The organism is Nonomuraea wenchangensis (genome assembly GCF_900111685.1).
Classification (GTDB): domain Bacteria; phylum Actinomycetota; class Actinomycetes; order Streptosporangiales; family Streptosporangiaceae; genus Nonomuraea; species Nonomuraea wenchangensis.
Map to the genome: position 1 here is coordinate 24,040 of NZ_FOHX01000011.1, position 22,409 is coordinate 46,448.

At 70.7% G+C, this 22,409-nt stretch carries 19 protein-coding genes and 2 tRNA genes; 12 read left to right on the top strand and 9 right to left on the bottom strand.

Annotation, left to right across the window (positions count from 1 at the left end; all coding sequences use genetic code 11):
* The first annotated feature begins 79 nt into the window (after positions 1 to 79).
* The 3 genes from fbaA (at position 80) to BMW85_RS29460 (ending at position 2,941) form a co-directional block, all read left to right on the top strand.
* Positions 80 to 1,102, top strand: coding sequence for a class II fructose-bisphosphate aldolase (gene fbaA, locus BMW85_RS29450; RefSeq protein WP_091087843.1), 1,023 nt, complete (start codon positions 80 to 82; stop codon positions 1,100 to 1,102).
* A 34-nt stretch (positions 1,103 to 1,136) separates the two neighbouring features.
* Positions 1,137 to 1,547: a DUF3151 domain-containing protein gene (locus BMW85_RS29455; protein ID WP_020542493.1), complete on the top strand. Its 411-nt coding sequence runs from the start codon at positions 1,137 to 1,139 to the stop codon at positions 1,545 to 1,547.
* Positions 1,548 to 1,657: 110 nt separating this feature from the next.
* Entirely contained in the window at positions 1,658 to 2,941 is a 1,284-nt protein-coding gene (locus tag BMW85_RS29460) for an adenylosuccinate synthase (protein WP_091087845.1), read from the top strand.
* 21 nt (positions 2,942 to 2,962) lie between these two features.
* On the opposite strand, the gene BMW85_RS29465 is transcribed toward BMW85_RS29460, so the two are convergent.
* On the bottom strand, positions 2,963 to 3,511 hold the full coding sequence (locus BMW85_RS29465; RefSeq protein WP_091087848.1) for a GNAT family N-acetyltransferase: 549 nt from the start codon (positions 3,509 to 3,511) through the stop codon (positions 2,963 to 2,965).
* A 219-nt stretch (positions 3,512 to 3,730) separates the two neighbouring features.
* Between BMW85_RS29465 and BMW85_RS29470 the strand changes: the two genes are divergently transcribed.
* Entirely contained in the window at positions 3,731 to 4,636 is a 906-nt protein-coding gene (locus BMW85_RS29470; protein ID WP_091087849.1) for a glycerophosphodiester phosphodiesterase family protein, read from the top strand.
* Between the two features lie 25 nt (positions 4,637 to 4,661).
* Here BMW85_RS29470 and corA read toward each other — a convergent pair whose 3' ends face one another.
* Positions 4,662 to 5,726 carry a magnesium/cobalt transporter CorA gene (gene corA, locus BMW85_RS29475; RefSeq protein WP_245775139.1) on the bottom strand — a complete coding sequence of 355 codons (1,065 nt, stop codon included), beginning with the start codon at positions 5,724 to 5,726 and terminating at the stop codon, positions 4,662 to 4,664.
* Positions 5,727 to 6,121: 395 nt separating this feature from the next.
* On the opposite strand from corA, the gene purD reads away from it, so the two are divergent.
* From purD to BMW85_RS29495, 4 genes are all read left to right on the top strand, one after another.
* Positions 6,122 to 7,336, top strand: coding sequence for a phosphoribosylamine--glycine ligase (purD, locus tag BMW85_RS29480; protein WP_091087852.1), 1,215 nt, complete (start codon positions 6,122 to 6,124; stop codon positions 7,334 to 7,336).
* Positions 7,333 to 8,169, top strand: coding sequence for a phosphoribosylaminoimidazolesuccinocarboxamide synthase (locus BMW85_RS29485; RefSeq protein ID WP_091087853.1), 837 nt, complete (start codon positions 7,333 to 7,335; stop codon positions 8,167 to 8,169). Before purD ends, BMW85_RS29485 begins: the two co-directional genes overlap by 4 nt.
* 80 nt (positions 8,170 to 8,249) lie before the next feature.
* Positions 8,250 to 9,515: a UDP-N-acetylglucosamine 1-carboxyvinyltransferase gene (murA, locus tag BMW85_RS29490; protein ID WP_091087856.1), complete on the top strand. Its 1,266-nt coding sequence runs from the start codon at positions 8,250 to 8,252 to the stop codon at positions 9,513 to 9,515.
* Positions 9,516 to 9,716: 201 nt separating this feature from the next.
* On the top strand, positions 9,717 to 11,006 hold the full coding sequence (locus tag BMW85_RS29495) for a GTP cyclohydrolase IIa (RefSeq protein WP_091087858.1): 1,290 nt from the start codon (positions 9,717 to 9,719) through the stop codon (positions 11,004 to 11,006).
* Positions 11,007 to 11,271: 265 nt separating this feature from the next.
* Here the strand turns inward: BMW85_RS29495 and BMW85_RS29500 are convergent, their stop codons facing one another.
* Positions 11,272 to 11,757, bottom strand: coding sequence for a rhodanese-like domain-containing protein (locus BMW85_RS29500; RefSeq protein WP_218155972.1), 486 nt, complete (start codon positions 11,755 to 11,757; stop codon positions 11,272 to 11,274).
* Between the two features lie 193 nt (positions 11,758 to 11,950).
* Here BMW85_RS29500 and BMW85_RS29505 point away from each other — a divergent pair, with 193 nt between their 5' ends.
* From BMW85_RS29505 to BMW85_RS29520, 4 genes are all read left to right on the top strand, one after another.
* Positions 11,951 to 12,907, top strand: a complete 957-nt coding sequence (locus BMW85_RS29505; protein ID WP_245775140.1) for an EamA family transporter — start codon at positions 11,951 to 11,953, stop codon at positions 12,905 to 12,907.
* Positions 12,908 to 12,985: 78 nt separating this feature from the next.
* Positions 12,986 to 14,398 (top strand): hypothetical protein, encoded by a 1,413-nt coding sequence (locus BMW85_RS29510; protein WP_091088380.1) that lies wholly within the window; start codon positions 12,986 to 12,988, stop codon positions 14,396 to 14,398.
* Between the two features lie 44 nt (positions 14,399 to 14,442).
* Positions 14,443 to 14,513 (top strand) — tRNA-Lys (locus BMW85_RS29515).
* Positions 14,514 to 14,519: 6 nt separating this feature from the next.
* Positions 14,520 to 14,591: transfer RNA gene (locus BMW85_RS29520), tRNA-Pro, on the top strand.
* Between the two features lie 4 nt (positions 14,592 to 14,595).
* On the opposite strand, the gene hisC is transcribed toward BMW85_RS29520, so the two are convergent.
* The 6 genes from hisC to BMW85_RS29550 form a co-directional block, all read right to left on the bottom strand.
* Positions 14,596 to 15,669, bottom strand: a complete 1,074-nt coding sequence (gene hisC, locus BMW85_RS29525; RefSeq protein WP_177240943.1) for a histidinol-phosphate transaminase — start codon at positions 15,667 to 15,669, stop codon at positions 14,596 to 14,598.
* Between the two features lie 9 nt (positions 15,670 to 15,678).
* Positions 15,679 to 16,359 carry an NUDIX hydrolase gene (locus tag BMW85_RS29530; protein ID WP_091088384.1) on the bottom strand — a complete coding sequence of 227 codons (681 nt, stop codon included), beginning with the start codon at positions 16,357 to 16,359 and terminating at the stop codon, positions 15,679 to 15,681.
* A gap of 45 nt (positions 16,360 to 16,404) precedes the next feature.
* A complete protein-coding gene (locus BMW85_RS29535; RefSeq protein ID WP_091087864.1) occupies positions 16,405 to 18,207 on the bottom strand; it encodes a DUF4434 domain-containing protein in 1,803 nt (600 codons plus the stop codon).
* Positions 18,208 to 18,227: 20 nt separating this feature from the next.
* Positions 18,228 to 19,316 (bottom strand): glycosyltransferase, encoded by a 1,089-nt coding sequence (locus BMW85_RS29540; RefSeq protein ID WP_020542477.1) that lies wholly within the window; start codon positions 19,314 to 19,316, stop codon positions 18,228 to 18,230.
* Positions 19,317 to 19,335: 19 nt separating this feature from the next.
* Positions 19,336 to 20,589: a nucleotide sugar dehydrogenase gene (locus tag BMW85_RS29545; protein WP_091087867.1), complete on the bottom strand. Its 1,254-nt coding sequence runs from the start codon at positions 20,587 to 20,589 to the stop codon at positions 19,336 to 19,338.
* Positions 20,590 to 20,713: 124 nt separating this feature from the next.
* The gene (locus tag BMW85_RS29550) at positions 20,714 to 22,399 is read right to left on the bottom strand and encodes a glycosyltransferase family 4 protein (RefSeq protein ID WP_091087868.1); all 1,686 of its coding nucleotides are present in this window, start codon (positions 22,397 to 22,399) and stop codon (positions 20,714 to 20,716) included.
* Positions 22,400 to 22,409 lie beyond the last annotated feature (10 nt).

Consider the following 22,409-nt stretch of genomic DNA (forward strand, 5'->3'; position numbering starts at 1 on the left):
CGTTGTCTCTACCACGCCGGGTAGTGAGCCGGAATACTGGGCCCTGGCGCACAGCCGTTACTTCTCAGGGAGATGAATCATGCCTATTGCGACTCCAGAGGTCTACGCTGAGATGCTCGACCGGGCCAAGGCCGGCGGATTCGCCTACCCGGCGATCAACGTGACCTCATCGCAGACGTTGAACGCCGCGCTGCGCGGGTTCGCCGAGGCGGAGAGCGACGGCATCGTCCAGGTCTCCACCGGCGGCGCGGAGTTCCTGTCCGGCACGACGGTCAAGGACATGGTCACCGGCGCGACCGCGCTGGCCGAGTACGCCCGCATCGTCGCCGACAAATACCCGGTCACCGTGGCCCTGCACACCGACCACTGCCCGAAGAACAAGCTCGACGGCTTCATGCGGCCGCTGATCGACATCTCGCTGGAGCGGGTGTCCAAGGGCCTCGACCCGCTCTTCCAGTCGCACATGTGGGACGGCTCCGCCGTACCTCTGGAGGAGAACCTGGAGATCGCCCAGGAGCTCCTCGACAAGTGCGCGCGGGCCCGGATCATCATGGAGATGGAGATCGGGGTCGTCGGCGGCGAGGAGGACGGCGTCGTCGGCGAGATCAACGAGAAGCTCTACACGACCAGCGAGGACGCGCTGGCCACCGCCGAGGCGGTCGGCGTCGGCGACCGCGGCCGCTACATGCTGGCCGCGACCTTCGGCAACGTGCACGGCGTCTACAAGCCGGGCCACGTCAAGCTGCGGCCGGGCGTGCTGAAGGAGATCCAGGAGGCGGTCGGCGCCAAGTACGGCAAGGACAAGCCCTTCGACCTGGTCTTCCACGGCGGCTCCGGCTCGACGCAGGAGGAGATCCAGGAGGCCATCTCCTACGGCGTGGTGAAGATGAACATCGACACCGACACCCAATACGCCTTCACCCGCCCGATCGCCGACCACATGTTCCGCAACTACGACGGCGTGCTCAAGGTGGACGGCGAGGTCGGCAACAAGAAGACGTACGACCCGCGCTCGTACGGCAAGGCCGCCGAGACCGGCATGGCCGCCCGCGTCGTCGAGGCGTGCCAGCACCTCAACAGCGCTGGGACGAAGATCTCGTAGCCACGCGCCTGGCCCGGCGGGTATGACTTGTCCTATGGATAACCTTCTCGCCGGGCCGCCCCCGACTCATCTGCCGGACCTGCCCGAGGCCAGGGAAGCGCTGGAATCCGGCGCCAAGGCCTCCGACGTGGCCGCCCGCTACCCCGCCCACCCGGCGGCGTGGGCCGCGCTGGCGGAGGAGTACTTCGCCCAGGGGCATGCGGTCACCTCCTACGCCTTCGCGCGCACCGGCTACCACCGCGGCCTCGACCAGCTGCGCCGTAACGGCTGGAAGGGACACGGGCCCATCCCCTGGGAGCACGAGCCCAACCGCGGCTTCCTCCGCTGCCTGTACTCCCTGGCCAGGGCCGCCCAGGCGATCGGCGAGAAGGACGAGGCCGAGCGCTGCCTGCAGTTCCTCAAGGACAGCACGGAAACCGGCTACGAGGCACTGACGAAGGGGTAGGACCGCGCGGCCCCCTTGGGACGAAAGGACACGTTCGGGTAGTCTCTCTACGCAAGAGCCCCTGTCGCGCTTGCGCCAGGGGTTTCGTTTTGTGCTCGGGAGACTGAACCATGCCGGCTGCCGTTCTCGTTGGTGCCCAGTGGGGCGATGAGGGCAAGGGCAAGGCCACCGACTTGCTCGGTGGCGACGTCGATTACGTCGTCCGCTATCAGGGGGGCAACAACGCGGGCCACACGGTCGTCATCGGCGACCAGAAGTACGCGCTGCACCTGCTGCCGACGGGCATCCTGTCGCCGGAGGTCGTCCCCGTCATCGGCAACGGCGTGGTCATCGACCCGGGCGTGCTGCTCAGCGAGATCGACGGGCTGGCCGCGCGGGGGATCTCCGCCGAGCGGCTGCTGATCTCGGCGAACGCCCACCTGATCATGCCCCACCACAAGGCCCTGGACAAGGTCACCGAGCGCTACCTCGGCAAGGCCAAGATCGGGACGACCGGGCGCGGCATCGGGCCCGCGTACGGCGACAAGATCGCCCGGATGGGCGTGCGCGTGCAGGACCTGCTCGACCCCGGCATCCTGGCGAAGAAGATCGAGGTCGCGCTGACCGAGAAGAACCAGGTGCTCACCAAGGTCTACAACCGGCGCGGCATCGAGCCGCAGGCGGTGCTGGAGGAGTACCTCGGCTACGCCGAGCGGCTCAAGCCGCACATCGCCGACACCTCGCTGGTGCTGTCGAAGGCGCTGGACGAGGACAAGTTCGTGCTGCTGGAGGGCGGGCAGGGCACGCTGCTCGACATCGACCACGGCACCTACCCGTTCGTGACGTCGTCCTCGCCCACCTCGGGGGGCGCGTGCGCGGGGGCGGGCATCCCGCCGAACCGGCTCACGAAGATCATCGGCATTCTCAAGGCGTACACCACCCGCGTCGGCTCGGGCCCGTTCCCGACGGAGCTGACCGACGAGATGGGCGAATGGCTGCGCACGACCGGCGGCGAGTACGGCGTGACCACGGGCCGCAACCGCCGCTGCGGCTGGTTCGACGCGGTCATCGCCCGCTACGCCACCCGGATCAACGGCGTCACCGACTACTTCCTCACCAAGCTGGACGTGCTGTCCGGCCTGGAGCGCATCCCGGTGTGCGTCGCCTACGAGGTGGACGGCGTCCGCCACGACGAGATCCCGATGACGCAGACCGACTTCCACCACGCCAAGCCGATCTACGAGGAGTTCCCGGGCTGGCAGGAGGACATCACCGGCGCCAAGACCTTCGCCGACCTGCCGCCGAACGCGCAGGCGTACGTGCGGACGCTGGAGGAGATGAGCGGCGCCCCGATCAGCGCCATCGGCGTCGGCCCCGGCCGCGACCAGACCGTGGTGGTCCGTCCCCTGGTCTGACCGCTCAGGTGGTCTGACCGTTCAGGCGGCGAGGACGGCGGCGGTCATCGGGGTGTGGAGGGTCCAGCCCAGGGTCTCGTAGAGGGCCTGGCCCTCGGCGGTGGCGACGAGGACGCCGGCGCGCGCTCCGCGGCGGGCGGCGTGGATCGCGAGCGTGCGCATGACGGCGGTGCCGAGGCCGCGGCGGCGGTGGCCGGGCGCGGTCTCCACCCGGTCCACGACGACCGTTCCGCCGGCGACGGCGAACTGGCCTCGGGCGGCGACCTCCCCGGCCGGGGTCAGCAGGCGGGCGGCCGTGACCCCGGACCGGGTGGTGACGGCCAGGGCGTAGCCGGTCGGGGGCTCGGGCGGCGCGAGGCGGGCCAGGCCGGTCAGGCGGGCGGTCATCATGTACTCGTGGTCCTTGACGAGCCAGGGCCGCGGCAGCAGCGGGGCGATCGCGTCGGCGGGGGCACAGAGCTTGAGCCAGGTGCCCGGCGTGGTGAGCGTGGCGGTCAGGCGGCGCACGGTCTCCGGGGTGGGGTGGGCCACGATGTGGCGGGCGACGTGGCCGGGGAGTCCGACGTCCACGCGCAGGCCCCACGGTACGCGGACCGGCCCGGGGGTGTTGCGGGAGATGACCCAGCCATCAACCCATGCCCGGACTATTGGGAAATGGGCAGGTTTAAGAACCTTTGCCATAGAGAACAGCCTATTGTCCCTTGAGGAGCATCCGACCGGGCGTAGCAGGATAAAAAGGACACGGCGTGGCACTGCCCCTGGACGCCCCGCTCCAGATAGGGTCCCCGTGTGCGCGTTGAGATTCATGGTCACCGGGGCGCCCGGGGCCTGTGGCCGGAGAACACCCTGCCGGGTATGAGCCGCACGATGGAGCTCGGCGTTCACGCGCTGGAGCTCGACGTGGCGCTCACCGCCGACCGGCGTCTCGTGCTCACGCACGACCTGACGGTCTCCGCCGTGACGAGCGCCGACCGGCGTCCGCTGCGCGACGGCGACCCGCTCCACCCCTACGTCGGCAAGCCGGTCAACGCCCTCACGCTGGCCCAGCTCCACACGCTCGACGTGGGCGTACGGCTGCCGCGCCACCCCGAAGACCCGTTCGCGCTCACCCAGGTCGCCATGCCGGAGACCAGGATGCCGACGCTCGGCGCGGTGCTCGGGCTGGTCAACGCGTACGACGCCGAGAGCGTACGTCTGCACGTCGAGCTGAAGTCCGACCCCATGAGGCCGGAGCTGACGGCCGACCCCGAGATGTTCACCGAGCTCGTGATCGACGAGCTCGACCGGCACGGCCGGCTCGGCAACGTCGCCGTGCTCAGCTTCGACTGGCGGATCATCCGGCACGCCGCGCGTCTCGCGCCCGGCGTGCGGCGCTTCGCGCTCATCGAGCCCGACACCCTGCACTGGCACGACGACCTCGGCCCCGACGTGCCCGCCGCGGCCCGCGCGGCCGGGGCCACCACGCTCTCGCCCGAGCACGTCATGGTGGACGAGAAGCTGATGGCGCAGGCCGCCGCCGCCGAGCTCGACGTCGCCGTGTGGACGGTCAACGACGTCGCCCTCGGCGCCAGGATGCTCGACCTCGGCGTGTCCGGCATCGTGACCGACTACCCCGACCGGATGCGTGAGCTGTGGCGCGAGCGGGGGCTGGAGCTGCCGCGGCCCGTCGCCCCGCTCAAGCCGGTCGGCGTCTGAGCGTTCAGAGCCGGCCCTTACACGTTCAGAGCCAGCCGTTGCGGCGGAAGCCGCGGTGCAGGAGCACGCAGGCGGTGACCATCACGGCGAGCACCGCCGGATAGCCCCACACCTGCTTGGTCTCCGGCATGAAGTCGAAGTTCATCCCGTAGATGCCGGCGATCATGGTCGGCACCGCCAGGATGGCCACCCACGAGGAGATCTTGCGCATGTCCTCGTTGGCGAGGGCGTTCGACCGCGCGAGCGCGGCCTGCAGGATCGAGCTGCACAGCTCGTTGGAGGACTCCACCTGCTCGCAGACCCTCGACAGGTGGTCGCCGACGTCGCGGAAGTACTCGCGCATCTCCGCCGGGATCACCCGCCGCTGCGGCAGCGCGGACAGCGGCGCCTGCAACGGCGTGACCCCCCGCTTCATCTCCAGCATCTCCCGCTTGAGCTGGTAGATCCGGTTGATGTCGCGGGAGCTGACGTCGGCGAAGACGGTGGCCTCGACCTCTTCGAGTTCGAGCTGCATGAGGTCGGCCACCTGGAGGTACTGGTCCACGACGTGGTCGGCGATGGCGTGCAGCACGCCGGCCGGGCCGCGGTTCATCAGCTTGGGCTTGTCCTCAAGGCGCTCGCGCACGATCGTGAGCGGGCAGTGCTCGCCGTGCCGGACCGTGATCACGAAGTCGGCGCCGAGGAAGACCATGATCTCGCCGGTGGCGATGATCTCGTTGTTGCCGCTCGACTGGTCGTGGTCGAGGTAGGCGATGGTCTTGAGGACCATGAACAACGAGTCGCCGTACCGCTCGACCTTGGGGCGCTGGTGGGCCTTGACGGCGTCCTCGACGGCCAGCGGGTGCAGGCCGAACACCTCCGACAGCCACTCGACCTCGGGGGACTCGGGCTCGTGCAGGCCGACCCAGACGAAGGCGTTGGCGCCGTCGGTGTCCTTGTTGTGCTCGCGTACGAGGTCGAGCGCCTCGGCGATGCCCGTGGCCGGGACCTTCTTGCCGCGCACGTACGCGCCGAACTCGACGACGGACTGCACCGGCGGCACACAGGGGACGGCGGCCGGCTTCACCATCGGGTGAGAGGCCCGCTGCATAGGGTAACGGTTGATACGACGGAAAAGCGTGGACGAGCGCATGGCAGTCCCTTTCCGCCCGACATGGCGCGCTCCACGCGACGAAAAAGTCACCTCACTGGCGTGGAGGCACGATCAGGCTGCCTGATTGGAGTGGTCGGGGGCATACGGGAAGTACGTGCATGAGTGGCACGTACTGCTGGGATCACCAGGATTCATCCCGGACCACCTCCAATCGCAAGAGACGCCGCAAAGCCGCCTTAACCTACCACAGGCGGGTGAACTCAAACGACGATACCCTTCCGGCGGCACACCTCTCAGGGAGAACCGCGCGAAGTTCACCGGCTCTTCCGGCATTCGACGCATCCGAGACCTGCACCGGCTTGCGGTCCCCCGGGCCTGCGACAATGGAGCCCGTGCGCGTTCTAGTCATTGGATCCGGAGGGCGTGAGCACGCCCTGTGCCGTTCGCTGAAGCTCGACCCGCAGGTCACCGAGCTCCATTGTGCCCCCGGCAACGCGGGCATCGAGCAGGTCGCGACCGTCCACGCGGTCGATCCGCTCGACCCCGGGCAGGTGGCCGAGCTGGCCACGCGGCTGCGGGCCGACCTCGTCGTGGTCGGGCCCGAGGCCCCGCTCGTGGCCGGCGTGTCCGACGCGGTGCGCGAGGCGGGCATCGCCTGCTTCGGTCCCTCACGCGACGCGGCCATGATCGAGGGCTCCAAGGCGTTCGCCAAGGAGATCATGATCGCCGCCGACGTGCCCACCGCGCGGGCCTTCACCTGCTCGACCGAGCAGGAGGCCGCGGCGGCGCTCGACGAGTTCGGCGCCCCCTACGTCGTCAAGGACGACGGGCTCGCGGCCGGCAAGGGCGTCGTGGTCACCGACGACCGCGAGCGCGCGCTGGCGCACGCGCGGGCCTGCGAGCGGGTCGTCATCGAGGAATACCTCGACGGCCCCGAGGTGTCGCTGTTCGCGCTCTGCGACGGCAGCACCGCCGTGCCGCTCCAGCTCGCCCAGGACTTCAAGCGCGCCTACGACGGCGACGAGGGCCCCAACACCGGCGGCATGGGCGCCTACACCCCGCTGCCCTGGGCCCCCGAAGGGCTGACCGACCAGGTCATGCGGGAGATCGTCCACCCCACGATGGCCGAGCTGTCCCGGCGCGGGCTGCCCTACCAGGGGGTGCTCTACGTCGGGCTGGCGCTGACGGCGAAGGGGCCGAAGGTCGTCGAGTTCAACGCGCGCTTCGGCGACCCCGAGACCGAAGCCCTGCTCGACCGGCTGGAGACGCCGCTCGGCGGCCTGCTCATGGCCTGCGCCACCGGCGAGCTGGGGCTCGACCCGGTCTTCAGGCCGGGCGCTGCGGTCACCGTGGTGATCGCGGCCGAGGGCTACCCCGAGGCGCCGGTCAAGGGCGACCCGATCACCGGGCTCGCCGACTCCGAGCACGCTTATGTCCTGCACGCCGGCACCACCCGCGAGGGCGGGGAGGTCCGCTCCGCGGGCGGCCGGGTGCTGGCCGTGGTCGGCAACGGCCCCGACCAGGAGAGCGCCCGCGCCAACGCCTACGACCTGGTGGCCCGCATCGGGCTGCGCGGCTCCCACCACAGGACGGACATCGCCCGATGAAGCACGTGCACTCCGGCAAGGTACGCGACCTCTACGAGACCGACGACGGCCTGCTGCTGATGGTGGCCTCCGACCGGATCTCCGCCTTCGACCACGTGCTGCAGCCCGACATCCCCGACAAGGGGGCTGTTCTCACGCAGCTCTCGCTGTGGTGGTTCGATCAGCTCAAGGACATCGTGCCCAACCACGTGGTGGCCCCCGGCGACGAGGCGCGCGCCGTGCTGTGCCGGCCGCTGCGGATGGTGCAGGTCGAGTGCGTGGCGCGCGGTTACCTCGCGGGCGGCGGGCTGAGCGAATACCGGGCGGGCGGCGCGGTCTCCGGCGTGCCGCTGCCCGAGGGGCTGAAGGACGGCTCGCGGCTGCCCGAGCCGATCTTCACGCCCTCGACGAAGGCGCCGCAGGGCGAGCACGACGAGCCGATCCCGTACGAGCGGGTGGTGGAGGAGATCGGCGCGGAGACCGCCGCGGAGCTGCGCAGGATCACGCTGGCCGTCTACACGCGCGGCGCGCAGATCGCCGCAGAGCGCGGCATCATCCTCGCTGACACCAAGATCGAGCTCGGCTGGGACGCCGACGGCGTGCTGACGCTGGGCGACGAGGTGCTGACGCCCGACTCCTCACGGTTCTGGCCGGCCGACGAATGGCGGCCGGGCCGGTCCCAGCCGTCTTTTGACAAGCAATATGTACGCGACTGGCTACTTTCGCCCGAATCTGGATGGGACAAATCCTCCGGAAACCCCCCACCCCGACTTCCCGATCACGTTGTCGAACGCACCCGGCAGCGATACCTAGAAGCGTATGAGCGGCTCACGGGGGCTCCCTTTAGCGGATGATTCGGCTGGGTCATCTGGTGCGAGCGACTACTGTTGGCCCGATCGACCCCTTCCCCGTTGATTTCAAGGAGCCGCACGAAATGGTCCGTTACCGCGTGCGCGGTGGCAACGCACTGCGTGGAACCGCGTTCATCCAGGGCGCGAAGAACGCCGTGCTACCCATGATCGGTGCGGCCCTTCTCGCCGCCACGGGGCGCACCGTCCTGCGCAACGTGCCGATCATCGAGGACGTCCGGCGCGCGGTCGAGCTGGCCGAGGCCGTGGGCGCCTACGTCGAGCTGCACGAGTCCGAGCGCACGCTGGTCATCGACGCCTCCAGGGTGAGCAGCCCCGTGCTGCCCGCCGAGATCGCGCGGCGCTTCCGCGGCTCGGTGCTGTTCACCCCCGCGCTGCTGCACCGCCTCGGCGAGGCGATCGTCGAAGGGGTCGGCGGTTGCAACCTCGGCAGCCGCAACCTCGACTTCCACTACCTCGGCTACAAGCGCCTCGGCGCGATCGTGGACGAGGAGGAGACCGTCATCCACGTCAAGGCCAGCGGCCTGACCGGCGCGACGCTCTACCTCGACACCCCGTCCCACACCGGCACCGAGAACCTCATCATGGCCGCCTGCCTGGCCAAGGGCACGACCGTGATCGAGAACGCCGCGCTGGAGCCCGAGGTGCTCGACGTCATCGACATGCTCACCAAGATGGGCGCGCGCATCAGCGGCGGCGGCACCGGGTTCATCACCGTCGAGGGCGTGGAGGAGCTGCACGCGGTCGAGCACACCGTGATGCCCGACCGGCTCGACGCCGGCGTGTTCGCGATGGCCGCGGCGATCACCGGGGGCGAGCTCAACCTCGTCGGCACCGGCCTCGACCTCGGCGTCGTGCGCTACAAACTGGAGCAGATGGGCGTCGAGTTCGCCCGCCAGGGCGCGGTGCTGCACGTGCGCTGCGAGGGCCCGCTGCGCCCGATCAACATCATCACCGACACCTATCCCGGTTTCGCCACCGACCTCCAGTCGCCGATGATGACGGTCGCGGCCCTCGCCGAGGGCACCAGCTACATCCACGAGCGCATCTTCGACGGCCGCTTCGCGCTGGCCGGCGAGCTCAACAAGATGGGCGCCAACGTCGAGGTGGACGGCAGCCGCGCGGTGGTGCGCGGGCGCACCCCGCTGACCGGCGCCCAGGTGACCGCGCACGACCTGCGCTCCGGGATCGCACTGGTGCTCGCCGGCCTCGCGGCCGAGGGCGAGACCGTCATCGACTCGGGTTACCTGATCGACCGCGGCCACGCGCATCTCGCCGCGCGAATGCGCGCGCTCGGCGCGGACATTACACGAGAGATTTCCGAACACTAAAAAACGGCGGAAAAACCTCGTTGAGCTGCTAGGACATACTGTCGGGCGGTCAACCAGAACGGCTTTCCGGAAAAGTCGGGCGTGACATTACGGCCCCCGCGAGCGATCGTTCCAAAAGAGAGCACTGCAACGGACGGCAGGATGGGACGAACATTGGTCGAGAGGGCCGAAGAAACTCCCCGAGTGTCACGCCCGGGCGCCATGACCCCGGACCTCACCATCGGCGTGGTCGGACCCCACGACCTGGTCGAGCGGGTCATGCTGATGGGTCACGCCGCTGCACCGCTGCCGTGTCGCCTTGTCGCCGCCGCTTATCGCGACGAGCAGGAGGCGCCCGACAAGGTGACGCGGCTCGGTCCAGGTGTCGACGCGTGTCTGTTCGCCAGCCCGGTCCCTTATGACCTGGCCCGGCGTTCCGGCGTGTTGACGATGCCCGCGACCTACGTACAACTCGGCGGAGCGGCATTGGTGGCGGCGTTGGCGAAGGCGGCGCTGGACACTCGGATCGACCCCCAGAGGGTCAGCATCGACGTGATAAGCCGGGCGGACGTCGAGGAGGCGTACACCGACCTCGGCATCCCGGCCACGGACGTGCACAGCCGCGACGAGCCGGGAGCCACCGGCACGATCGCGGCCTACCACGAACGCCTGGCTCGCCAGGGGGTCACCACGGGGGCGCTCACCTGCCTCCCCGCGGTGGCCGAACGCCTGCACGCGGCGGGGGTGCCGGTCATCAGGATCCGGCCCACCTCGGCGGCGGTGCGCACGGCGTTGCACACCGCGGCGCTGCTCGGCGCGCACCACCGGCTGGAGGAGTCGCAGCTCACCGTGGTGCTGGTGGAGGTGCCGACGCTGCGCGAGCCCGTGCGCCGCGCCGCGCCCCGCTACTGGCGCGACGAGCTGCGGCTGTCGCTGCACCGGCTGCTGGTCCAGGAGGCGAACCGGATCAACGCCACCGTCTGGCCGATCGACGATCACAGCTACCTGGTCACCGCGACCAGGGGCTCGATCGCGGCGGCCACCGACGGGTTCCGGGTGTTGCCGTTCGCCGCGCGGATCCGCGACGAGCTGGGGCTGGCGGTCGAGGTGGGCGTGGGCATGGGGCGGACGACGCACGACGCGGAGTCGCACGCGCGGGCCGCGCTGGCCCGCACCCAGGCGGGCAAGCAGGCACAGGGCTTCGCCGTGGACCGCGAGGGGCGGGCGCTCATCCCGGCCCCGCGGATGCCGCCCGCCGGGGGCACCGCGCTCAAGCCGAAGGGCGTCGAGGTGCTGGCCAGGCTGGCGGCGAAGCTGGAGGGCGGCGACACGGTGGTGGACGCGGAAGGAGCGGGCAAGATGCTGGGGGTCACCCCCCGGACGGCCCGGCGGTTGCTGCGCACGTTGGTTGACGAGGGACTCGCGTGGCCGCTACCGCCCAACCGCACCCCGCAGCCGGGCCGGCCCCGGCAGCTCTACCGGCTGATCGTGGAGAAGCTGGGCCCGAGGTGACCCGTTCCGGCGGGGTCGGTCCTGTACTCGGCAAGGGGTCGTGGTGACCGGCGTTTTGACCGACGCTGTCACCTTTGCGCACCTGCGCATTGACACTTGCCCAGTTGTTGGTTGACCCGGCCGGATCCGGGTATGTTCTCGGACGCCCCCGATCGACAAGATTCGGACGGGGGCGCCAACTTTTTCGGCCACCGGCCGCCAGAAGGCCGCTGCGCGGCGCTGTAGTGGCGCTGCGCAGCGCCGTGGGCTCCGCGACGGGTTCCGGTCAGCAGCCGCAGGCGATGGCCCCTACCGGTGCCGTGAGCGGGTCGGCCACCGGTGCCGCTAGCGCGCCGGCCACCGGCGCCGTGAGCGGGTCGGCCGGTCGGCGGGTGACGCCGGAGGCGGTCTCGACCGCGAAGCCCTCCCGCGCCCAATACTCGAAGCCGCCGATCATCTCCTTGACCTGGTAGCCGAGGCGGGCGAACTCCAGGGCGGCGCGGGTCGCGCCGTTGCAGCCCGGCCCCCAGCAGTAGGTGACCACCTGGGCGTCCGGCGGCACGAGCCCGGCGGCCCGATCGGCGATCTCGCGGGTGGGCAGGTGGACCGCGCCCGGCACGTGCCCCTGGTCCCAGCTCTCCCTGCTGCGGGAGTCGATCACCACGAGGCCGGGCAGGTCGGCGGCGAGGCCGGCGGCGACGTCGGAGACGTCGGTCTCGAACGTCAGGCGGGCGGCGAAGTGGGCGACGGCCGCAGTGTTGACAGCAGGCATGTTGGCAGCAGGCATGTTGACAGCAGGCATGGGACTCCTCCCGGTACGGACTTCCGGACGCCGCGATCCTGGCAGCCGGTACAGGGACCCCGACAGTGGCACGAATGCCCACTATCGCTCATATTTCGCCACCCGTCCCACAGTCCGATACCCGCGAGCGTTCTGTCACACCCGCCCGGTAAAGTCACGAGCCATGACCGGCAACGCTGCTGACACCCCCCGCCCCCTCATGGTCTGGGGTGCGTTGGCCATCGTCTACGTGGTGTGGGGCTCGACCTACCTCGGCATCAAGATCGCCATCGAGACCATGCCGCCGATGCTCAGCGGCTCACTCCGGTTCGCCGTCGCCGCCCTCCTGCTGGGTGCCTTCCTGCTGGTCAGGAAGGGCAAGGCCCCGTTCCGCATGTCGGGCCGCCAGTTCGGCGGGGCCGCGCTGGTCGGGCTGCTGCTGCTGACCGGCGGCAACGGCATGGTGGCCGTGGCCGAGCAGCACATCTCCACCGGCCTCGCCGCGCTGCTCGTCGCGTCGGTGCCGCTCTGGCTGGTGGTGTTCCGCATCGCGGCCCGTGACCGGCCCGCGCTGCTCACGCTGCTGGGCGTGCTGGTCGGCTTCGGCGGGGTCGCCGCGCTGTCGATCGGCGGCGGCGGCGAGGCGGCGAGCACGACCGGGATCGTGGTGATCCTGGTGGCCTCGCTGTCGTGGTCGATCGGGTCGTTCCTGTCGGCGCGCATCCCGATGCCGCCCAACGTGTGGGCGGCCAGCGCGGTCGAGATGGCGGCGGGCGGTCTCGGCCTGCTGGTGACCGGGCTGTCGTTCGGCGAGCGACTCGACGTGGCGGCGGTCTCCGGGCGCTCGTGGGCGGGCCTGGTCTACCTGATCCTGGTGGGCTCGCTCGTGGGCTTCACCGCCTACACCTGGCTGCTCGGCAACGCGCCCATCTCGCTGGTGTCCACCTACGCCTACGTCAACCCGGCCGTCGCGGTCGTGCTCGGCGTGCTCGTGGTCAACGAGGTGGCCACGCCGCAGATGATCGCCGGCGGCGCGGTCATCCTGGTGGGCGTCGCCCTGGTGGTCTCCACCGAGCGACGCGCCAAGGTCAGGACCGCGGCCACCGCCGAAGAGGTCCAGGTTCAGACGAGCAGTTCCTGAGTCGTACGAGGTGCCGGCGTCCGGCGATCGGGGATAAAAGGGTCGTTCGCCGCGACGGATCTGGCGATGATGGGCGTCATGAAGAACCGCGACCCTCAGCCGCGATCCCGTCACGAAATCCTGGCCGAGTTGCACAGCTCGCTGGACCGCCGCTACCGCCCGGAGGATGTCGCCGCCCTGGTGCTGCGGGCACTGGAGGGAACGCTGACCGGGCGCCAGCGTGCGGTGCTGACGCGCGCGGCCAAGCACTCCTCGCGGGACGCGGCGTCGTTCTCCTCGATGCCGAGCGACTACGCCCGTCCGGTGGGCGGGGCTCAGGTGGTGGCCGCGGCCGGCGGGCTGTTCGGGCAGCCGGCGGAGGTGGATCCGGACGATCCTGAGTCGCTGCTGGAGTTCGCCGCGAGCCTGGGCCGCTCGATCCGATGGACACCCGGTCACACCGACTTCCTGGCCGACCGGCTCAATCGGCAGGCCCGCGACACGGCCGGGATGGACATCTCCAAGCGGCAGTACAACCGGCGGTTCCGGGTGCTGCGCAGGCTCTCGGCCAAGGCCAGGACCTTGGCCGTCGAGCAGGACAAGCGGCGCCTGCTCATGGTCGGGGTCACCGGATTCGCGGCAGAGGTGCCGCTGGAGCGGTTCGTGGCGGACGCCGACGCCGCCTGCTTCGTGGCGTACTACACCGCGCGCCGCAAGCTGCGCAGAGAGTTCAGCCTGGCGGGGCGCGACAATCCGTTCGACGAGGTCGCTTCCGTGCTGCTGGACCGGTGCACCAGCCGATCCGACTGGTGGATGATCGCCCAGGCGCGCACGAGCCCGGACGTGCTGGAGCGCCTGACCGAGCACGAGCGGGGCCTGCTGCTCGGCCGCTGGTCGTCGGTGCTGCGGCACAGCGCGGCCATGCTGCGCGAGCGCTGGCGGCCGGGCACCGACAGGGAGACGATGATCGTCCAGCGTGGGCACGACTCCACTACCTGGAACAACCTGGCCGTCGCCTACAACGCCGCCCGCGCGGGCTGGCTGGCCTGTCTGAGCGCGCTGAACGCCCTGGACCTGCTGGATCCGGCATGTCCCGGCAAGATGATGCGGCTGATGGCCGCCGACCTGGCCGCCTGGCACCATGCCGTCGGCGACGGCGTCGATCCCAACACGAAGGTGTGGGCGGCGCTACCGCCGCCGTGGGAGGTGCTCGACGGCACCGCGACCTGCACACGCGCCGAGGTGGAGTCCGCCTGCCGCCGCGCCGGCCTCGACCCCGCCTCCTCCGGCTGGACGGCGCCCGCGCCGCCGGGGGCCACGGCGGTGTTCCGGCCCACGCCGGAGCTGGTCCACGGAGTGACCATCGGCGACCCGGTCTGGGCGGCGTTGCTGCGCCGGGCCGGCGTGTTCAGCGGCAAGCAGGTCAAGCCGGAGCTCGCCGCCGACGCCGAGCACGGGCTGCGGTCCGGAGTGGTGCTCAGTGAGCTGCCGATGAAGGACTTTCCCGGATAAAGGGGTGGCGAAGCCGGGCGGCATCGCGCACACTGGTGGCCGCCCCGCCGTAGTTCAGTGGTAGAACGCCTGGCTCTTAACCAGGTGGACGCCGGTTCGAGCCCGGTCGGCGGCGGCGGGACTCGTTGTAGCTCAGTGGTAGAGCGCCCGGCTCGGGACCGGGTGGACGCCGGTTCGAGCCCGGCCGACGAGGCGGCTCAGGACTCGCCCGTCCGGTGGGCGAAGCTCGCGGCGGCGGCCAGGAAGGCGTCGTTCGCCTCGGGGTCGGCGATCGTCACCCGGCATCCCTCCGGATGGAACGGCCGCACCGCGACGCCCTCCGCCGCGCAGGCCGCGGCGAAGTCGGCCGTGCGCTCGCCGAGCCGCAGCCAGACGAAGTTGGCCTCGGAGTGGGGCACCGTCCAGCCCTGCGCGGCCAGCGCCTCGCTCACCCGGGTGCGCTCCTTGACCACCCGCTCGACCCGGTCGAGCAGCTCGTCCTCGGCCTGGAGCGAGGCCACGGCGGCGAGCTGGGCGAGGTGGTTGACGGCGAACGGCACCGTGGTCTTGCGCACCGCGGAGGCCACCGGCTCGTGGCCGATGAGGTAGCCGACCCGCAGGCCCGCGAGGCCGTACGCCTTGGAGAACGTGCGCAGCACGCACACGTTGGGCCGGTCGCGGTAGAGCTCGACGCCGTCGGGGACGTCCTCGTCGCGGACGTACTCGCGGTAGGCCTCGTCCAGCACCACCAGCACGTCCTCGGGCACGCGGTCGAGGAAGGCCGTCAGCTCGCGGCGGCGGATCGCGGTGCCGGTCGGGTTGTTGGGGTTGCAGACGAAGATGAGGCTCGTCCGGTCGGTCACGGCCTCGGCCATGGCGTCGAGGTCGTGGTCCTCGCCCGCGAGCGGCACGCGTACGGACGTCACCCCGGCGAGGTCCGCCAGCAGCGGGTATGCCTCGAACGAGCGCCAGGCGTAGACGACCTCCGCCCCGGGCTCGCCCACCGCCTCCAGGAGCTGCTGCGCCACCGTCACCGAGCCGGGCCCGGTGGCCACGTGCTCGGCCGGCACGCCGTAGCGCGCCGCGATCGCCTCGGTGAGCGCGACCGAGCCGGCGTCGGGATAGCGGTGGATCTGCCGCGCGCCCTCGGCGACCGCCTCCACCACGGAGGGCAGCGGGTCGTAGGGCGACTCGTTGGAGGAGAGCTTGTAGGACCGCCCGTCGGGTGCGGCGACCGCCTTGCCCGGTTTGTACGGGGCCATGCTGTCCAGGATCTGGCGGAAACGAGGCATGCCCCTACCTTAGTTCCTGGCGGGCTCGTCCTTGAGCGAGCGCAGCATCGGCGGGTGCAGCAGCTCGGCCGGCCCGCGCCGGAAGAGCTTGGCGGGCCGGCCGCCGTCACGGGTGGTGGTGCCGCCGGTCTCGACGAGGAAGCCCTCGGCCTTGGTGACCTTGCGGTGGAAGTTGCGCGGGTCGAGAGTCCGGCCCCAGACGATCTCGTAGACCCGCCGCAGGTCCGCCACCGTGAACTCCGGCGCGCAGAAGGCCGCGCCCAGCGAGGTGTACTCCAGCTTGGCGCGGGCCCGCTCGACGCCGTCGAGCATGATGCGGCGGTGGTCGAAGGCCATGACCGTGAGCGAGTCGACCGGCTGCCAGCTCATGTGGGCCTTCTCCGAGGCGGGCAGGTCGGGGGCGAGGCCGAGGTAGGCGACGCTCAGCACGCGCTGGCGCGGGTCACGGTCGGGGTAGCCGTAGGTCTGGAGCTGCTCCAGGTGCACCGGCGCGCCGGGCAGACCGGCCCGCTCGGCCAGGATCCGCCTGGCGGCGTCGGGGAGGTCCTCGTCGAGCTGGATGAAGCCGCCCGACAACGACCAGCGCCGCAGGAACGGCGGGTTGTCGCGACGCCAGACCAGGGCGCTCAGGGCGTTGTTCCGCACGGTGAGCACCACCAGGTCGACGCTGACCGGCACGCTCGGGACCATGAACCGCACGTTACACGCACCGGCGAGCGGGCCGCGAACGCCCCGTCAGGTCGTGATCCGCACGTGCAGGGGCTCGGTGGAGGTCAGGCCCGCCGGCCCCTTGACGGTGATGCGCACCCATTCGCCGGCCGGCACCTGGCTCCAGTCGAACGGCACCCACGCCGTCACCATGCCCTCGGGCAGCTCCTCCAGCGGGTCCTCGTCCAGCCAGCCGACCTCGGAGACGACCAGGTCGCGTACGCCGCCGGACCACTCGACGGAGACGGCGCCGTCCTTGAGGTTGTAGCCGCGCACCTCGACGCCGTCCTGGATGTCGCGCGAGTGCCTGATGGCGTCCACGGCGATGGGCCGACGCCAGTCGGCGGTGATCTCCTTCTCCAGCGACGGCTCGCCGCAGGTCATGAAGTCGCTCCACATGTAGGAGACGACCTTCTGGACGTACCGGCCGGTCATGGTGACGGCCTGGTCCAGGCGTTTCTTGTCGGTCTTGCCGCGGGGGTTCTGCGGGGCGCAGGACTGCTCGCCCGACGGCTCGAACGCCTCCACGTTCGCCCACAGGTCCACCTGGTAGCCGGCCTGGACCATCTCCTCGCGGGCCAGCGACATCTCGCGGTAGTAGTCGCGGGTGGAGCCGTGGTAGGCGGCGCCGTACGTGGCATCGCCGACCATCGTCCGCAGCCGCTCGTCCACCTCGGCGCCGCGCTCGTCCGGCCAGAACAGGCCCACTTTGCCGGTGCCGCGGCTGTCCTGCGGGGCGATGATGCCGACCCCGGTCTTGGCCAGCTCCTTGAACGCCTCGGCCACCTGCTTGGGCGTCTGGCCGAAGGCCTTGCGCTTGCGGGCGTCCATGTAGGGGCTGATGAGGATGGGCTTGCCCGGCAGCTCCTGCTCGACGATCGTGTGCTGGTCGGCGTAGACCTCCAGCGTCGGGTTCGAGGCCAGGGTGTCCGACATCTGCACCTCGAACGGCTGGTAGACGCCGCCCAGGGAGTCCCGGTCGGCGACGCGGGCGCCGTAGTCCTGGAGGATGCGCCGGGTGAGGGTGGTCAGCGTGCCGAGATGCTTCTTGTTGGCCCTGATCGGGGTCTTGGGGTCGCGGGGCGCGAGCGGCAGCGCCGGGTAGACGCGCATGCCGAACTGGTCCCCGAGGTCGAGGAGCTGGGTCAGGCTGTCGGTCGGGGCGCCGGCGACGAGGATCAGGTCGTAGGAGGCGCCCTTGCCGGAGAAGTCGCAGGTGGAGTCGTCCGAGCCGTCGGGCTGGGTGATGATGCGGAAGTAGGTGCGCTTGCCGGCCTTCACCGCGTGCTCCACCTCGGGGCAGCGGAACAGGTCGGGGCCGAAGGACTCGTCGGTGCGGTAGACGTACGTGCGGCCGATGCGGTTGTCCGGATGGGCCTTCATCAGGTCGCGCTCGGCGGCGTCGTGGCAGCTCATGCCGTCCTCGCGGCAGCCCTTGTAGAGGGAGTCCAGCTCGCCGTCCCTGGTCAGGATCTCGCCGGAGGACGAGACCGTACGGAACTGCAGCCCGTAGCCGATCCTGATGATGGTGTCGCCGCCGACGTCGTGGATCTCCTTGAGCTGCTTGCGCCAGGTGCAGGGGTTCGACCTCGGGGTGATCCAGTAGCCGGTGACGGCGTAGGGGGCCTTCTCCCGGGTCTCGAACGTTCCACAGTCGTCGGTGAACTCGCTCACCTTGGGCGTGGGCGCCTCGGCGGACGGGGTCGGCTTGGCCGGGGTGGTCGTCACCACCGACGCGACCTTCCGCTCGGGGCCGGGTTGCAGCACGATCACCACGGCGGCGACCGCGGCCAGGATCGCCACGCCCAGGACGAGGAGGAGCCAGCGCACCTTCGACGACCCGCCGCCCGCTATGGCTTGACCCCCGCCCAGGCTTCGAGCTGGGCGACGAAGCGCTTGGCGGAATTGGGCCAGTGGTGGTTGGCGCGGGCCGCCGCGTAACCGCGCGCGCCCTGCGCCTTGCGCTCACGTACGTCGTCGCGGAGCGTCAGCACGGCCTGGGCCACCGCCTTCGGGTCCTGCCAGGGCACGACCACGCCGCTGTCGTAGCGCTCGACCAGCTCCACGGCGCGCGGCGAGGGGGTGGTGATGACGGGGATGCCGTGCGCCATGTACTCGACGATCTTGGTGGGCATCGAGTGGCGGTAGTTGGGCTCGTCGTGCAGCAGCGACAGCCCGGCGAGCGCGCCGTCGAGCCGCTTCAGCGCCTCGTCGTTGGGCATGAAGTCGCGCCACTCCAGCAGGCCCTCGGTCACGGCCTGGTTGAGCACCGGACGGCTCTGCGGGTCGGCGTAGCCGATGAGTTCCACCGCCACCCGGTACGGCTGCAGCAGCTTGGCCACCTCGACCGCCTCCAGCACACCCCGGGCCCGCGACAGCCAGCCGAGATAGACCACCCGGTCGTCGCCCGGCGGGGTGACGGAGTCGGGCACCCAGGTCTCGTTGGGCACGATCGGGTGGGCGTCCTTGAACCGGCCCGCGTACGCGGTCTCGGCCAGCAGGAGGTGCAGGTGACGCTCGGCGGTGCCTTCGAGCAGCCGCGCGAGGAACCTCACCGGCGGGCGCAGCGGCGAGGGCAGCCACGGCTTGAGCGAGAGCGTGGCCGGGGTGTCCTCGTGCACGTCCCACACCACCGGAGGCCGGTTGCGCACGCCCCACACCGCGAACAGCAGCTCGGGATCGTGGATCAGGACCAGGTCGACCTTGTCGCGCATGCGCTTGAACAACCGGCGCGCCGCCCAGACCGCCGCCACCCGCTTGCGCTGGGCGGCCCTGGGAAGGTCGACGCCGTTCACCCAGGGTCTCGGAACGACCCCGAAACCGGTGAAGGAGGCGGCATACGTGACCTCATGACCGGCATCCACGAGCGCGCGAATCTGCCGATGCAGGATTCTCGCGTCCTCGGGGTTATGCACCACCGTCATGACGAGCACGTGCACTGCGCGCAGCCCTCCGTCGCTACAGCCGCTCGACGCGTTCACCCTCGGCGAGGACGCCGCGGGTGTCGAGCACGAGCCTGGCCTTCGCCTCGACCATGTCGAGATCGAACGCGGCATGCTGCTGAAGCAGCAGCGTGACGTCCGCGTCGACCACGGCCTCGGCCAGATCCTCTTCACGCGGCACCGGGGTGCCGTCCACCGACCACTCCTTGACGTACGGGTCCGCGAACGAGAGGTCGGCGCCCAGTTCGAGCAGCGCGCGGGCCACCGGCAGTGCCGGGGTTTCCCTCTCGTCGGCGATATCCGGTTTGTAGGTGACGCCGAGCATAACGACTTTCGCACCGTTCACGGGCTTCTTATGCCGGTTGAGCAATCGCTGGACGCGCGCCACCACGTACGACGGCATCCGTTCGTTGATCTCCTGCGCCAGCTCCACGAACCGGAACGGGTAACCGAGCTTGCGCACGGTGTAGGACAGGTAGGACGGGTCGACGGGGATGCAGTGCCCGCCGACGCCGGGTCCCGGCAGGAACTTCTGGAAGCCGAACGGCTTGGTCGCCGCGGCCTCTATCGCTTCCCACAGGTTGACGCCGAGCTCGTCGCAGAAGATCGCCATCTCGTTGACGAGGGCGATGTTCACGTGCCGGTAGGTGTTCTCCAGCAGCTTGGCCATCTCGGCCTCGCGGGTGCCGCTGACCGGCACGACCTGCTCGATGAAGCGGCCGTAGAACGCCGTCGCGCGGTCCCGGCAGGTCGCGGTGTAACCGCCGACGACCTTGGGGGTGTTGCGCAGGCCGAACTTGGGGTTGCCCGGGTCGATGCGCTCGGGCGAGAAGGCCAGGTGGAAGTCCTCGCCGGCGGTGAGTCCCGAGCCCTCCAGCAGGGGGCGCACCAGCTCGTCGGTGGTGCCGGGCCACGTGGTGGACTCCAGCACGACGAGGGTGCCCTTGGTGAGGTTGCGGGCGACGGCCTTGGAAGCGCCCTCGACGGCGGAGAGGTCCGGGCGGTGGTCCTCGTCCAGCGGCGTCGGCACGCAGATGACGATCGTGTTGCTCCGGGCCAGCACGCTCTCGTCGAGCGTGGCGGTGAAACCGTTGGCCAGCATGTGCTCGAGGTCGGCGTCGGTCAGGTCATCGACGTAGGACTGTCCGGCGGTGAGCGCCTCGACCTTGCGGGGGTCGACGTCCACACCGACGACGCGCAGACCAGCGGCAACCGCCTCCTTGGCGAGCGGCATGCCGACGTAGCCCAGGCCGATGACAGCCAAGTCCATTTCTGTCACAGCAGTGCCTTTGGGAGCCGGATACAACACTTCATGGTGGCAAAGGTTATCTCAAGTCCACCTAGCTCACGCCTAATGCCACCGAAACCGTCACAACGTACAGCCAACACGAAGGTCAACTTTCGGCAAGCGACTGGTAAAGGGACCGGTAGGTCTCGGCGACACGGCTCCAGGTCCGCTTGGCGGCCACCTCCGCGCGCCCGGCCTCGCCCATCTCGGCCCGCCTGGCGGGATCGTCCCTCAGCCCGGCGACGGCCTTCGCGAGCGCCTCGGGATCGCCCGGCGGCACCAGCAGGCCGGCGCCGTCGGAGCCGACCAGCTCCGACAGGGCGGGCAGGTCGCTGAGCACCACCGGCTTGCCGAGCGCCATGGCCTCGACCGGCTTCAGCGGCGTCACCAGCCGGCAGACCCGCAGGTCCTCGCGCGGGCAGGCGAAGATGTCGATGGCGTCCTGGGCCTGCAGCGCCTCGTCGGGGCCGACCCGGCCGGGCAGGATCGCGTCCTTGAGCGACAGCTCCTCGACCAGCGCCAGCAGGTTCTCCCGCTCGGCGCCGTCGCCCACGATGAGCACCCGCACCGGCGTGCCCGCGTCGCGCAGCAGCGCGGCGGCCCGCAGCAGGGTGGCGAAGCCCTCGTAGGCCACGATGCTCGACACCGAGCCGATGACGGTCTCGCCGGGGGCGATGCCGTGGGCCGTGCGGAAGGAGGCGCCGTCGTAGCGGGCGGTGAGCAGGGAGTCGTCCACGGCGTTGGGCGCGAGGTGGATGCGCTCCCTCGGCACGCCGCGCTCGACGATCTCGGTGGCCATGGTCTCGGCCAGCGTGACCACCGCGTCGGCCTCGCGCATCAGGAACGCCTCGCGCTCGCGCTGGAGCACGTGCCGCTCGCTGCCGACCCGGATCGGGTCGCGGGAGGCCCAGGTCTCCTCCAGGAAGCCGCGCACCTCGTAGACGAACGGCGTGCCCGTACGGTCGCGCACGGCGTGCGCCACCGAGCCGTTGCGGTGGTCGGTGGCGGCGTGCAGGACCTGCGGGCGGAGCTCGGTGACGAGCTTGGTGACCGCGTCGGCGCCCCTGACCATGCGGCCGCGCATCTCGAAGGGCACCTCGCCGTGCCCGTCCGGCAGGTGCCGGTAGTAGGGGATGCCGTCGATCTCCTCGTACGGCGGCGCGTCGGCGTGCCCCTGCATCATCGGCCAGCCCCAGCTCGTGACCACGTGCGGGTCGAGCCCGGCGGCCTTCTGCGAGGTGACGATGCGGTGGGTGCGCACGGTGTAGCCGGCCTGCGTGTACGGCAGCGCGTTGGTGACCAGATGCAGGACCCGGCCCTTGACCCGCTCCAGGATGGCCACCTTGGGGCCGGGCGGGATCGGGTCGGGGCTGATGGCGGCCAGCTCACCGCGGTAGTAGGCGGCCCTGCGCTTGACGAACGGGTATTTCGTGTGGGCCTCCAGCACGGCGGCGGCCTCGCTGACCCGGCCGGCGTCCCACAGCGTCTTGGCCTCGTTCCACGGACCCTTGAGCATCCGCATGCCGAACTTGCGCACCATGCGCCGGGCGCCGCGGGCGGCGGGCCAGGCCACGCCGCCGACGATGGGGCGCAGCCGGGGCGGGAGCGCGTCGGCGGCCGCCTGGGCCACGCGGACGGGGTCGGACTTGACCTTGGTCGCGACGACGCGGGAGACGATGATCGGGTGCTGGACGAAGCCCTTGAGAAGCCCGCCGACACCGGCGCGGGCGGACTTCGCGGAAACCCTGCCGGCGCTTTGGGAGGAGTCTTGACGACTGGCGTCGGATGCCACGCGGTGACCG